This window comes from Streptococcus timonensis, from assembly GCF_047460355.1.
Classification (GTDB): domain Bacteria; phylum Bacillota; class Bacilli; order Lactobacillales; family Streptococcaceae; genus Streptococcus; species Streptococcus timonensis_A.
The window spans coordinates 269941-284566 of sequence record NZ_JASHGL010000001.1 but is presented as its reverse complement, the minus strand read 5'-3'; the positions used below and the strand labels follow the sequence as shown (position 1 = coordinate 284566).

At 40.3% G+C, this 14626-nt stretch carries 9 protein-coding genes and 2 pseudogenes; 1 reads left to right on the top strand and 10 read right to left on the bottom strand.

Translation table 11 applies throughout. The features are described 5' to 3' along the window. Positions 1 to 61 precede the first annotated feature (61 nt). From QM941_RS01335 to QM941_RS01315, 5 genes and pseudogenes are all read right to left on the bottom strand, one after another. Positions 62 to 1246, bottom strand: a pseudogene (locus QM941_RS01335) (restriction endonuclease subunit S). Between the two features lie 11 nt (positions 1247 to 1257). Then, the gene (locus QM941_RS01330; RefSeq protein ID WP_414338003.1) at positions 1258 to 2328 is read right to left on the bottom strand and encodes an AbiH family protein; all 1071 of its coding nucleotides are present in this window, start codon (positions 2326 to 2328) and stop codon (positions 1258 to 1260) included. A 265-nt stretch (positions 2329 to 2593) separates the two neighbouring features. Further along, positions 2594 to 5962, bottom strand: coding sequence for a type I restriction endonuclease subunit R (locus tag QM941_RS01325; RefSeq protein ID WP_414338001.1), 3369 nt, complete (start codon positions 5960 to 5962; stop codon positions 2594 to 2596). 332 nt (positions 5963 to 6294) lie between these two features. Then, complete coding sequence (locus QM941_RS01320) at positions 6295 to 7542, bottom strand: toxic anion resistance protein (protein ID WP_414338000.1); 1248 nt, start codon at positions 7540 to 7542, stop codon at positions 6295 to 6297. Positions 7543 to 7563: 21 nt separating this feature from the next. Beyond that, complete coding sequence (locus tag QM941_RS01315; protein ID WP_414337998.1) at positions 7564 to 8370, bottom strand: hypothetical protein; 807 nt, start codon at positions 8368 to 8370, stop codon at positions 7564 to 7566. 639 nt (positions 8371 to 9009) lie between these two features. On the opposite strand from QM941_RS01315, the pseudogene QM941_RS01310 reads away from it, so the two are divergent. After that, a pseudogene (locus QM941_RS01310) lies at positions 9010 to 9180 on the top strand (IS3 family transposase); the annotation flags it as partial. 112 nt (positions 9181 to 9292) lie between these two features. Here QM941_RS01310 and pyrE read toward each other — a convergent pair. From pyrE to murD, 5 genes are all read right to left on the bottom strand, one after another. After that, complete coding sequence (gene pyrE, locus QM941_RS01305) at positions 9293 to 9925, bottom strand: orotate phosphoribosyltransferase (protein WP_036755409.1); 633 nt, start codon at positions 9923 to 9925, stop codon at positions 9293 to 9295. Positions 9926 to 9963: 38 nt separating this feature from the next. After that, a complete protein-coding gene (pyrF, locus tag QM941_RS01300) occupies positions 9964 to 10665 on the bottom strand; it encodes an orotidine-5'-phosphate decarboxylase (RefSeq protein WP_414337996.1) in 702 nt (233 codons plus the stop codon). 201 nt (positions 10666 to 10866) lie between these two features. Next, positions 10867 to 12150, bottom strand: a complete 1284-nt coding sequence (locus QM941_RS01295; protein WP_414337994.1) for an FtsQ-type POTRA domain-containing protein — start codon at positions 12148 to 12150, stop codon at positions 10867 to 10869. A 9-nt stretch (positions 12151 to 12159) separates the two neighbouring features. Next, positions 12160 to 13218: a UDP-N-acetylglucosamine--N-acetylmuramyl-(pentapeptide) pyrophosphoryl-undecaprenol N-acetylglucosamine transferase gene (locus tag QM941_RS01290; RefSeq protein ID WP_414337992.1), complete on the bottom strand. Its 1059-nt coding sequence runs from the start codon at positions 13216 to 13218 to the stop codon at positions 12160 to 12162. A 1-nt stretch (position 13219) separates the two neighbouring features. Then, entirely contained in the window at positions 13220 to 14572 is a 1353-nt protein-coding gene (murD, locus tag QM941_RS01285; protein WP_414337991.1) for a UDP-N-acetylmuramoyl-L-alanine--D-glutamate ligase, read from the bottom strand. Positions 14573 to 14626: the final 54 nt, after the last annotated feature.

Below are 14626 nucleotides of genomic sequence, written 5' to 3'. Positions count from 1 at the left end.
GCCTTCATCGAAGACTGCGCAAGTTTCCTATTTTTACTGGGCTTTTGACGGTCTTTGTATCTTATATAAACATTTTTCTGAGTAGGGTTTGTTTGCTTTCTTTGAGTTGATTGACTTTTTCCTCATGCTTGGCAATGGCCTTGTCTAGGTCTTGGAAGAAAGAACCGATGGCTTCTTGTTCAGGGAGAGAGGGGAGACAGATATCTAATTTTGTAAGCATATCCATAACAATGTAAGGAATATTTCCAGTACGAGCTTCCTGCTGAATTTTAGAAGGTAGTTTTCTACCAATTTCTGAATAAATAAAACTTCTATCAACTTAAAAATTAGATAGAACATATGTCCTCTGATAAGCATTGAATTTACCATCTGCATAGTGCATATATCCAACAGTTGCCCCATTGCCAGCAATCGTTATTGCAGGACCTTCAAATGCAGCTACATCTATCTTATATTTTTGTATCCCAGATGTATAGAAATCATACTCTCCATCTGTGACCATCGCATTAGCATCTAATTTCCCAGTAGCAATATCACAATACTCCCCCAACTTCACTTCCTTCCACTCATCTTCAAATCCTGCAAAGCGAAGGGCTGGTTTGATTTGTCCTTTGGCTGGGAAGAGGAGCTTGAGGTAGGTTTTCTTCTGCTCTTTGAACACCTCTAACTTACGCTGTTGAAGGCTAATAAGATGGTCAATATCTTGGAAGAAAGAACCAATAGCTTCCTGTTCAGGGAGGGAGGGAAGAGTTGCAATTACCTTTTTAAAATCTGTCTTATTTATTTTGTCTTGTACACCTGGTGTCTTCCTCATAGTAATTTGATCTTGAATATTTGCTGTCAGCATCATAAAATATAAAAACTGATTATTACTTGAAGTACTTCGTATGAGTACGGAATTGGGAGCTAACGTCATAGGTCTATCTAATTCAGGAACTTGGAAAAATCTCCCAACTGTCCCTACATTCGACATCAATATGTCATCTTTAAACAATCTACTCTTAGATAAAAAATTGTAACCTTTCTCATCTGTATAAAGCCATGGTCCCTTCCAACTATTTGAGGCATCCTGTAATCTAATCATGTATGCGAAATTATCTTTTTCATAAGTTTTCACATTATTTCTTAGAGATTCAAAACTCCCATTAGCTACATAATCAGTAACAATATCAAACACTTCCCCCAACTTCTTCTCTTCCCAAGGTTCGGTATATCCCGCAAAGCGATAACTTGGTTTCTTTGTCATGTTTACGCTCCTTATATTAATCGATCGTCTCTTGTATCTATCAATCTTAGTTTATATGCTTTATCTGCACCTAATTTTTTCAGAGTTCTTTTTATTTGTACTATATTTCCAAATCGATAATAACTATCAAGTAAAATATCTGCATTCGGAGTCTCCTTAAATATTGCTTTTAAATATGGACTGTCTACCCATATTTGTTCCGAATGAATTCCAAAACCGATGAAGTAAATTTCTTTGACAGAAGATAATCCTTCAAAAAGTTCATTGTAATTAGTCAGTACATTGTCAACTGGTTTCTTTAACTTTTTAACAACTTCTTCAAGATACGCTCCTACATCTAGAGGATTGGGATCCTCTACTTCATCATCAAAACCATGTCCAAAAATAAATTCTCTCCCACCAATAACTCCATGTAAATGAAAAACTTGCTCTTCAGGAATTTTATATAAATCTTCTAACGTTTTTGTATAATTGAAGTTGATAAATAATGCTTCAGAATTTTTCAAAACAGTATCTTTTAATAATTTATAGTTTGATTCTTCGCTTTTAGTCAGAATTCTATCCTTCCAATCAGAATATGTTTCTTCTATCCACAATTTAAATAATTTATTTAAAGAATATAATACATATTTACCAAGAGTTTCTCCTAACTCATTAGCATTATTAGCCATCAAAGAACCATTCAAATCGCCATCACTATCCAGAAAATCCATGGTAGCAATAGACACTTTATTAAAATCTGCTAATTTCGCTTCAAAATCAGACCAAAATTTCTCAGTTTCTGTAATTTGACCCATTAACTGGTACAACAACTTATACAAATCTACATCATCTGGATATATGTCTCCCCCATCTGGTCCCATTTGCATTTCAGGGATACTATAATCGTCTATTTCTTCTTGTAATATTTCTTCATCAATACTATTTAGGTACAATTTTATGGCATTTTCACTTTCCAACGACTCTAACAGTTCATCTTTTCCATAAGCCTGCTGATAAACGAACTTCTTGAAATATAGATAGTTTGTCTTTAAGTCATGTGCTATATCAAAACCATTCCCAATAATAAATAATTTTTCCATAATGTTCCTTCTTTCTATTACTCCATTTTCTTATTTCTACACTTTAGATTTTATTTTTCTAATGTCTATTCTTCAATTTTACCTATTTTTGAACTTTAGGACGTCCATCTGTCATTTCTATTGTTCAATTTCGGCCATTTTTGCACTTTAGAACGACAACTACGCTATCCCATTCTTCAATTTTGACTATTTTTAAACAATAGAAGGTCTGATTTGACAAGATAAAGTTAAACATTTAGCAAATAAGAAAAGTCAAATCGGTAGTTTATCTCCCCCTTAAGGGTAGGATATCCTCTGAAATCATGCGCATATAGTCCTCTTTGAGGGCTTTTTTGTATTTGAGTTTTGGTAGTGCCTTGTCTCCGTGAGCTTCCTTATAGGCCAGATAGTCCTGAGACTCGGTGATGGCTTTTTCGCCATTTTGCTTGTCGTGTCCGATGCGGTAGTTATCCACTACGAACTGGAGTTCGTCCTCTCCTATCTGCCAATAATCTGCCGTTTCACGAATCTTTTTCTGGGTTGTTAGCTCAATCATCTCATCCAACTTATGAGTCACAGACTGCCCCTGATAGCTCTTAGCATCTGCTTGAACATCCTGCCAGAGTTGGGAGATGAGGTTGGATAACTTAGGATTGGATTTGTTCAAATCTTCGATATAGTTATCTACCAGACTCTTTTCCTTTTTACCAATGAGGTTTTCCCGATTTTCAATCAGGGCTTGGATGAGAGAGAGGATATAGTGATAGTTTATCTCGTCGGTGCGGATGGATTCGAGCTCATACTCAATATCCAGCAGAACACCTTCATCTTCTTGGTTTTCTTTTCTGCGTCTGCGGAGTTCTTCGATGACATTTTGATATTGGCCGGCAAAGTTCTCGATGTCTTCTAGGCTGAGGCCAATCTCTCTGAGGATGACTTTCTCATCATAGTCCGAATAGACTTGTATAGAAGATAGGAGCTTGTCAAATTCTTGGAAGGCCTTGGCAAAGCGTTTTAATTCTGCATCTGTCGCTGTATCCAAATCAGGTACCTGCTCTGGACTTGGAGCGATAGCTAGTAGTTGATGAACTTTGTCAAGAAACTTGGCCTTCTCCTCCTGCCATTCTGGGGCTAAGACACTGGTTTCACCACCATTTGAATAGAGGCTCAGAGCTTCATCCACCTTTTCTTTAAAACGATCAGGAGTTTGGAAGGTAACGATTTGGCCGAATTTCTTGCCTTCATCAAAGAGGCGATTAGTTCGTGAAAAGGCCTGAATGATATGCTGGGGTTTCATGGGTTGACGATCCATGAACAGGGTCGATAGACAAGGGGCATCAAAGCCTGTCAACAAGCGATCCACCACGATAACCAGATCCAGCTGTTCTTCACGGAAGGCAAAGCGTTCTTTCTTACGAGCCAAGCGGTCGTTGAGGTCACTATTGTAAGAAGTAATGGTGGCTAGGCTAAAGTGTGTGCCAAACATAGCATTGTAGTCTTCTAAACTCTCCTCCATGTAGGCTTGGTTGACATAGGAGTCTGCTTCATTCTCTGTCACAGAGTAAGTGATAGCAACCTTAGGAAAGTCTGGTAAGACCTTTTTAACATTTTCCGAGATGCTTAGAGACTTCTCTCCATTTTTGACTTGCTTAATCAGGTTATAATAGGACTGCGCACGGGCAATGCTTTTAACGGTCAAAATGGCTTCATAGGTTTTTCCTACCCCATTTTGGAAACCGAGTTTGCGTCTTGAGCGATTGAGAATGGCATCTAAAACGGCAAGCATATGGCCTTCGTCATCATAACGCTCCTCGTCAATCTCATCTTCTGCCCAACCAGGCATGGTTGTCTGATACTCCACATTAAAGCCAAGAACCGCCTTGTCATGGATGGCTTCTTTTACGGTATATTGGTGGAGGCAGTCACCGTACTGCTCTTCGGTAGTCTGAGCAAGGTCTCCTTTTTGTTCACGTTTATTTTCTGTAAAGATGGGAGTCCCTGTAAACCCATACCAGAGAGAATTTGTAAAGAAGTGCTCTAGGTGGCGCTGGCGTTCAGGAGTCACTGCGCGATGGCATTCATCGACGACAAAGGCTAGTTTAAGTTGCTTGATACGATTGTAGACCTTTTGGTGACGCCCTTCATCAAACTGGCGAATCATAGCATTGATTTTCTGGATGGTCGTCACAACGACACGGCGGTCATCAGAAGCCAGATTTTTAACCAATTCCTGTGTATCATCGGTCTCGTCGATATCAATCATATCGTTCTCTGCGTAGGACTGAAAGGAGTTAGTCGTTTGCTGGTCAAGGTCTGTCCTATCAATCACAAAGATTGTCTTTTCGATGGATGGTATCTGGAGCAGATTGCGCGAAACCTTATAGGAGGTCAGGGTCTTTCCTGAACCAGTCGTATGCCAAATATAGCCCGACTGGCGCTTGCGACTGGCTTCACGGATGGCTTCAATAGCATGAACCTGATAGGGACGCAATAAAATCAAGGCCTTCTTGTCATCATCGATGACAGAATACTGCATGACCATCTCATGGGCTCTCGGTATGGACAAGACAGACTCGGCAAAGTCAAATAGTTGGGGTTGAGTTCTATTTTCACTATCCACCCACTTGGTCAAGAAACGTTCATTTAGCTTGTTGGCTTTGGCAGCTGCGATGTAGCGAGTGTCAGTAACATTAGAGACAACAAACATCTGAAGACTTGAAAAAATGCCTCTGAACTGTCCTTCTTGGTCGTATTTCTTAATCTGGCGAAAGGCATCCATATAAGGATGAGAACGGCTTTTCAGTTCGATTTGAATCATGGGCAGACCATTGATCAGCAAAGTAACATCCCCACGGCGCTGGTGAATCCCTTCCCCACCTGTGATGACTTGGTTGACAACCTCATAGCTGGATTTGCCACCAGCGACATTGTTTCTCCACAAGACTTCCAAGCGAATGGTGCCTAAACTAGCATCTTCACGTTGAACCTGAACCTTGGCAATACCGTTTTCCCCTGCTATCCACTTGGCTGCTTCGTAGAAGTTAACGAAATTGAGCTGATTTTTGATTTGATTTTTCTCTGAATTTGTAAGGGGATGGTCTTGCAAGATGCGGACATTATTGGCTTCTAGCTTGGCAAAAAAGTTTCCCCATAGGAGGTCTTCTGTATTTAACTCAGGTCGATACACCCATTGACTTTCTCCCTTTGTCAGTTGGTTAATCAAATCCCGCTCGATAGCCAATTCCTGTTTGGTTTTGGCTTTACCTGCTACAGGGATAGCAGTCTCGTCTTTAGGAGAGAGCCTCTGACTGATATGGAAATCCTGCAAGGCTGCTTGATTGAGATGTTGCAATTTTTTGAGAAGATCTTGCTCCGTCCCTTTTATAGCTTGATAGGCTGCCGTCAGATCTTTATCTGCATCTAGGTAGTGATGTGGGTTCTTCTTTATCTGGATATAGCCCTGGACCAAATCTTCTAAACGTCTCAGCTGAATAGCAAGCTGGTTATGGAGTTCCTGAGAATTGCTTCCAGATGCTTCTTTCTGGTTGATAGCTTCTAGGTATTCTACGATGGCAGTATAACTAGCCTGCAACTCAGGTGCTGAAACGATGAGCTCTTGTTCTAATTCTTTTGATAAGGTGTAAATCATGTTCATACCCCATTTCTACAACGCAAAAAGCCTACCAAAAACATTGGTAGGTTTTGAAAATGGGTATGAAAACGTGAATTTATATATATATATATATATGCAAGCTAGTTATTTGCTTAAATCTGAAAACCATAGGGACTTTTCCTTTTCATTCATCCAAGGCGTTAATAAGATCGAAAAACAGCGCCTTCACTTCCTTCTATTGTATCATAAAAGACTAGTAGTGAAAAGGTTTTCTAGGGTATTCTCTCTGAATCTAGCAATAATTCCCTGACCTTCAAACTTCTACTAAAACAAGCAAAATCCCTTGCAAGCTATACTTACAGGGGATTTGTGTATTATTCTTGTACTTCTTTCTGGGCGGCCTTGCCTTGGTCTAGAAGGGCTTGGACGATTTTCTCATCGCGTAGTTTAACAGAATCGTTGATCATTTCTGCGGACTTGAAGATGGTTGTTTCTAGTTGGGCACGTTTCTGGCGTCCCAACTCAATAGCAGCGACGATACCTTGGTTTTGAGCGACCAGACTTTCAGCCAGCTTGGTAACAGATTCGACAGCGACTGTCGGACTTTGGGCAATTCGTTCCATCTGCGGAATCACTTCCTTGCTGGTTTCAGCTAGCATCTGGAGGGCAGCATTATTAGCATTGACAATAGCATCTGCCACAACACCTGATTTCATTGATTGTTGCAAAATACCCAGTTGGGCAATGGAAAGCTTCATTGTCGGAATCGTATTGCGACGAAGCATGCCCAATTTTTGGCGCATATCAGATGACACTTTCACAAGATTGCGCATCTGAGGTGTTGTTGCCCAAGCAACATAGAGACGGCTGACATACTCAGTGTGCTGTTGTTCGAGGGTATTGACCACTTCTGCCATACGAGCCAATTCTTGTGACTTGGTCTGGTATTCTACTGTACTTGTATCGAGTTTGTCAACTTGAGCTTTCAGTTCTGCAGCGCGCTTGCCAGCTTCTGTCTGGCTGGCTTCGATAAAGGAAATCACTCCCACTAGATTTTCAATGGACTTGGTATTGTCCTCAATCAACATCTCAGCTGAGACGATATTTCGAGCTAGCACATCTTCTTGCTTGACCACTACGGCAGCCATGCCATCCAGCTTTTGCTCCACTGTTTTTGAGTCAAAGTAAAATTCCTGGAGGGTATTCTTACTCTTGTTAAACAATCGTTGCAAAAAGTTTGGTTTTTCTTCCAACTCAGCAATTTCAGCGTTCTTGTATTTGACTACAAAGCCTTGCAACTCACGGTTGGTATTCTTGAGTAGATCATCCACTTGGGGAATCTGCAATTTCTTTTGTTCTGACAAGATACGGTTAACTGTATTATTCACACCTTCGACAGCAGATTGTCCAAAATCTAAGAGCGCATTTTGATTGGTGACAAACTGGTCTACTAACTGGGGCACACGCGCCTTAATTCCTTCTTGTTGCTCAGGGCTCAACTTTTCAAGGAAGGTCAAGGTCTTGTCTGAGCCAGTATTGGTCTCGATGATTTGGGTTGTTTTATCCACATTAGCTACCGTATTGTTGGCAATCTGGTCAATATCAAAATTAAATTCTGTCATGGTTACTCCTTTATTTATATCCTATTCTTTACGATCTTTTTCTAGGATACGCAGACTGATATCAAAATCACGCATATCTGTTTCATTGAGTTCTCTCAAAACTTGATCCAGCTCAAGGTCAAATTGTTCGATGGCTGCTTTAGCTTGCTCTAAGCGTTCTTCTGCCCGATTATAGTTTTTAGGATTGGCCTTAATCTTTAAATAGCCTTCTAAAATCGTTTGGAATTTCTCCATTTTCAAACTATGAATAGCAGTCAGTTCTTCCTTATCACCCTCAGCAGAGGTAGCAATCTTATCTAAAATGGCCTGATGGTCAATGGCAATATTGGCCAAGGTCTGGGACAGTTCTGGAGCTAATTCCTCTGGCTCTGCATCTTCAAGATCTACCTGACTTTCTCTATCCAAACGTTCTAGCTGAACATCGATAGTTGACCGCACTGTACGAACCTTTTTGTCAATACGGTTGTAAACATCAGCATCGATATAGGACTTGAGACGATCCGCTTCCTGATGGATTTCCCGCAACTCAATCAATACTTGATTAGCCAGACTCTTATAAGATTCTGAACCTTTTTCAGCCAAGATTCCCTCTAGTTGCTGAATATCTTTGTCTGCTTGACGAATCCGAGCTTTTAAAAGCTCAATCCGATCATCGAGCGAACGATCCTGCAAAAGAGGATAGCGCCAACGTTTATAGAGACGATAACCACCATAGCCTAGCAGGACACAAGCCGCAAGCGGAAGAGCATATTGGACCAAAAGGCCCAGTAAGAACAAGAAGCCCCAAAAATAGAGACAGCCTTTCCAAAAACTATTACCCGATTTCATAAACATTCCTTATTTTCAATTTATAAGTCTATTTTAGCACAAAAGACAAAAATGAGGGCGGAAAATCCCCTAGAAAAAAGTTGATTTATTTATTGTCTAATGGGACTCAGTAGCACATGTTATTATTTAAGTTGTATAGACTTAAATTACAAGTTTCAGCAATCCAGGTTTACCCAGTTAGTTCTACACGAAAAGTGAAATAAATGCTTGAAATATCAGGGGTTATATATTAGAATGAAAGCATAAAGGGAAAATAATGCTTCTAGCTTATATAACTAAAAAAGTCCCACCGTTCCAGCGATGGGGCTTTTTTGCTACCTTCTTAAAGGGTTAAGAGTTACTTGCTACGTCTCTTTATCCATAGCTTAAAAAGCTCAGATAGTACATTAACAAGTAACGGAGCTGGAAAAAGGGAAAATAATTCTAGCATATATAACTCCTCCCTTTCTTAAACTGAGGGGCTAAAATATTATATCAGATTTATATCATCAACATTACTTAATTCAAGGAAGAGGCTATATACGATTATCCCTTAGTTATGGAAAATCTATAAAGCCTAATCTAGACGCAACTTCGCTGATTCATAGTAACCGTGAATCAGCTTATACACACACGAGAATACTGGATGGTCACCTCTGCTCTATATCTAGAGTTGGTAAATGTATTGATAATGCCCCTATTGAGAGCTTCTTTGGACACTTTAAAACAGAGAGTGATGATATTAAGAAGCAAGACATTTTTGAAGAAGTTGTCACTGGTATTGATAACTACATCTACTTTTATAATAACAAACGTTTTCAAGTTAGCTAAAAGGGCCTTGCCCCTTTTGAAATGAGGAACAAGGCCCTTGCTTAATCTTTTATTATGTCATTGTCCACCTGACAGTTAGCAGTTCCTAGTGACTACCTGATTTTTCTATGCTCTAAGCATTTTGCCAATTTTCTTGGTCTTCTTTGAAGCGTTTTAGGAGGTCAAGGCCTTCTGGTGTGATATAGCCTTCTTCTTGGGCTAGGTGAATGAGCTCGCTGTAGTTTGAAAGTGTTACTAGTTTGACACCAGCATCTGCAAAGTTTTTATCTGCTTTTGGTAATTGATAGCTAAAAATTGCTACGACACCTAATACATCTGCACCTTCACGTTTGGCTGCAGCTACGGCTTCTAAAACTGATCCCCCAGTTGAAATCAAATCTTCAACAACGACCATTTTTTGTCCTTGGGCTACACGGCCTTCGATTTGGTTGCCTGCTCCATGGTCTTTTGGTTTGCTACGGATATAGGCAAATGGCAGATTCATCTTATCAGCGATGATGGCACCATGAGGAATACCTGCAGTCGCTGTTCCTGCAATTACTTCTACTTCTGGGAATTCAGCTTTGATGGCCTCCACAAAACCATTCTCAATCAAGGTACGTGTCTCTGGATAAGCAAGCGTTACACGATTGTCCGTATAAATCGGTGACTTAATGCCTGATGCCCAAGTAAAGGGTTCTTCTGGTTTGAGATATACGGCTTGAATTTTCAATAGATGGCTAGCAATATCTTTAGCAAGTGTCATAGTGTGCTCCTTTTTATAAAGTTAAATGAATCTTCTTTTTAAACCCAGTCCCGTGTCCATTCTTCTTTGATAGCATGGTAGGCTGCTACTGGATCTGGCGCTTGGGTAATGGGACGTCCGACTACAATGTAGTCACTTCCAATTTGGTAGGCTTGTCCTGGACTAACTACTCTTTTCTGGTCAGCCACATCTGCCCCTGCTGGACGAATACCTGGCGTCAAGCAGATAAAATCATCGTAGGTTTCTTGCTTGATTAGCTGGGCTTCCTGGGCTGAGCAGACAACTCCGTCTAAGCCAGCTTCAGCTGTTTTCTTTGCATAGTGAATAACAGAGTCTTTGAGGCTAGTATGGATATTTTGAAAGTCTCTCATTTGTTCCTCAGAGGTTGATGTTAACTGAGTGACTGCAATCAATTTTGCTTCTTTCCCAAGGCCTTCACGCGCAGCTTTCATCATCTCAACGCCACCTGCTGCATGAACATTGGTCATATCAACGCCCAGATGAGACAAGACCTTCATGGCTGATTTAACCGTATTGGGAATATCATGTAGTTTTAAATCCAAAAATACGCTGTGCCCCAAGGATTTCAAGTAGCGAACAATTTCTGGACCAACTGCGTAGTAGATTTCCATTCCTACCTTGACATAGAGCTTTTCCTCTGCTGGAAAAAGAGCTAAAAATTCCTTGGTTTCTTGGAAGCTTGGAAAATCTAGCGCTATAACTGGGCGACTTTCACGCATATCTTTCTCCTCTTATACTTTCTATCAGCCCTTCCTTTTTTGACATAAAAAAGGAACCTGCTACAGCAAGGTTCCACGAAAAATGGGTAGTCTCCACCCTTTCACCGTTTAACCTTAGCTGCCTCTCTGGACTGCTTTAAAGGTTTTTTACTATTCTATTATTTAAAGTTAAACTTGTCAAGCAAAAACAAGTAACTGAGTCTATTCTTGTTTTTCTATAGTTGTTGACGTTTCTTCTTGCTTTTTCTTTTCTTCTTCCTGTCTTTTCTTCGCTTCTTCTATAGCCTTGAGTCTTGCTTCTTCTACAGCCATGTCGGCCAAGCTATAGCTATAAATCCCAACTTCCATATCGATACCACTTGGCACGGTTAATTGAGGTTTTATCTTACTGTAATAAGGTAATTTTTTACCCAATTCAGATAGAGGAACCAGTATCTCATCCCCATCAATCATAGTAATCTTCAAAAGATCACTGGTCACTTTACTTGGTGCCAATTCAATCGTTTTGATCGCCTGCTTAATCTCTGGGCTGACTTCAGCCAGTTGTTCAATCAAGGTTTTGACTTGCTGCTCATCGTTAAAGAGTACGGACATATAGGTTTCTGGAAGACTGACTAGACTAACTGGACTGGTTTCCACCGTCCCACTAGAAAGAATCGGATAATGGTCCTCTCCAGAAACATAATAGGCTACAATCCCGTATTCCTTGACCTGGATGGTAAAATTGATCGGAAATTGATAGTGAATGTTAGCAGATTCAATCCAGTAATTTGATTTGATCTTTTCGGCGTGCTTATCTTTATTTAAAAATAAACTAATCGTATAGTCACTATCTTGAATTTCTGATAATTCTTTGATCTGCTCTACACTGGTCTGAACGTTTCCTGTTACCTCGATATTTTTAAGAGTAGCATAAGGCGTCAAAAGGTAAATAGAAAATAAGAAGACTAGGAAACTTGGAATTAAGATTGAAACAGCTCGCCATATATGTATCGCTGGAATAGAAGGTTTAGGTGATTTAGGGTTGCCTTTAGCTTTTTTATCACCCTTTTCTTCCTTAACTTCATCAGTTTCATTCTCTTCTTCAATAGCTTGGTCAGAGTTTTCTGAGTCAGCTTCTGTAGAAGTCTCCCCCTCAGATTTAGCTACTTCTTCATCTGGATCAGAGCTTAAGTCTTGCTCTGCATCTTCCTCTGAGTCAGTTTCAGCCTTTTCCTCTTCTTCTACTTCTTTTTCAGTTTCTTTACCTTCTCGCTCTGCCTTTTTACGTAAATATTCCTGATGTTGTTTTTGCCATTCTGACAATTCTTGGGAGCTAGTTAAGGAAGGCTTGGCTCCATCTTCTGAATTTTGGCCTGTTTTTGCTTCTTGCCCAGCTAACTTGGCATCTTCTTCTGCTTTTTTTCGAAGATATTCTTGATTTCGTTTTTGCCACTCTGACAATTCCTTGCCTTGAGTCGGTTGATTCTTATTATCCTTTGACATCAATTTTCCTTATGATAGATCTTTTTTTAGTAGCTCATAAAAATCAGCTACAGATTTTAATTCATGAGAATTTTTCATGGTGTTTTGATAGATTTCTTTGTGATTCAAAAGTACACTAACTTTTTCCTCCAAAGTTGACAAGGTCAATTCACTCTCTTGCAACTCTTCTGCATAGCCTTTATTAACAAAATAGGCTGCATTTTCAATCTGATCTCCACGACTTGCTTCTCGACCAAGTGGCACAATCACATGTAATTTAGCCATGGCTAAAAGCTCAAAAATAGTATTGGCACCACCACGAGTAACAACTACATCAGCCATATTCATAAGCGGTTGATAGAGGTCTGTTACGTAGTCAACACGGTAGAGATGGTGACTTAGTTCATTGAGGCTAGAGTCTCCTGTTAGGTTAATGATATTGTAGTGCTTTGTTAATTCTTGCTTGTTATCCGTTACTAGTTGGTTAAAGACACGCGCACCAGCTGATCCACCAACAAAGAGCAAGGTAGGTAATGTCGCATCAAAATAGGTACGGATATCCACCATTTCCTCAGGCTCTTCCGTGATAGGGCCTGCAACCTTAGTCACTGCTCCTACATGCTCAACCTTGATAAGACCGGCAGCTTGCTCAAAGGTTGAATACATCTTAGTCGCAAACTTATAGGCAATCTTATTGGCTAAGCCCATGGATAGGTCTGACTCATGGATAAAGACTGGAACCCATAAAAGACGGGCTGCAATAACAGGTGGAACGGATACAAAACCTCCCTTTGAAAAGAGGGCCTGAGGTCGAATTATCAGCATGATAAAGAAGGATTGAACAATTCCCCATGCTACCTTAAAGACATCTAGCATATTCTGCCATGAGAAATAGCGACGTAATTTACCAGTTGCAATAGAATGGAAGGTCACATCTAATCCTGATTTAATAATTTCTTGATGTTCGATACCATGTTTGTCACCGATATAATGAACTTCCCAGCCATCCTCGATGAACTTGGGCATCAACAAAAGGTTGAGGGTGACGTGTCCGACCGTCCCTCCCCCTGTAAAGACTATTTTTTTCATATTATCCTTTAAGCTCCGCTATTGTCGCAAGGAAAAGATCTCCTCGCACTTCAAAGTTGGCATACATATCCCAGCTGGCATTGGCAGGACTGAGGAGAACTACATCTCCTTCCTGAGCCAATTCAAAAGCCTTGCGTGTCGCATCTGCGATATCTGACGCATCGACATAGGCTACTCCTGCCTTGGCTGCAGCACGTTTCACACGTTCTGCAGATTGACCGAGGATGACCATTTTCTTAAGACCTGTGATGTCTGGGACTAATTCGTCAAATTCATTGCCACGGTCCAAACCTCCAGCAATCAAGATAACCTTGCTATTGTCAAATCCAGACAAGGCTTTTTGAGTCGCTAAGATATTGGTTGACTTGCTATCGTTATAGAATTTAACACCCTTGATTTCATCCACATACTGGAGACGATGTTTGACTCCACCAAAGCCTGACAAGGTTTCCTTGATAGTTTCATTGTCTACTCCACGAAGTTTAGCAACGGCAATAGTTGCAAGAGCATTTTCCACATTGTGGCTACCTGGAACACCGATTTCGTCAGCTGCCATGACTTTTTCACCACGGAAGTAGAGTTGACCATCTTCGAGATAAGCCCCATCCACCTTTTCAAGGGTTGAGAATGGTACTACAGTCGCGTTTGTCTTTGTCGCAAGTTCTTTAGGCAATTCCTGGTTGAAGTTCAATACTAAGTAATCAGCTGCTGTCATATTTTTTTGGATATTCCACTTGGCTGCCACATATTCCTCAAAAGAACCGTGATAGTCAATATGAGATGGAATTAAGTTGGTAATAACAGCAATCTCAGGATGAAAGGCTTGAATCCCCATCAATTGGAAAGAAGATAGCTCCATGACAAGGATATCCTTATTAGTCGCTGTTTGAGCCACCTGACTAGCAGGATAACCAATATTACCAGATAAGAGTCCATTTTGTCCAGCAGCAGTCAGAACTTCTCCAATCATAGTTGTAGTCGTAGTCTTTCCGTTTGAACCCGTAATCCCTACAATTGGTGCATCTGAAATCAAGTAAGCCAATTCTACTTCTGTCAGAACTGGAATTCCTTTTGCCAAAGCTTTTTCAATCATGGGATTGGAGTAGGGGATTCCTGGATTTTTCACCATGAGAGCAAATTCTTCATCTAGCAATTCCAAGGGATGCCCCCCTGTTACTACTTTGATCCCATCTTCTAAAAGACTTTGAGCAGCTGGATTTTCCTCAAAAGGTTTGCCGTCATTTACGGTGACAATGGCACCTAGAGTGTCCAAGAGACGAGCTGCAGACTCACCTGATTTGGCCAAACCAAGGACTAAAACTTTCTTATTTTTAAATTGATCAATTCTTTTCATAGCTAGAACTCCATTTCTACTCTTACTATTTTACCATTTTTATGAAAATAAAAA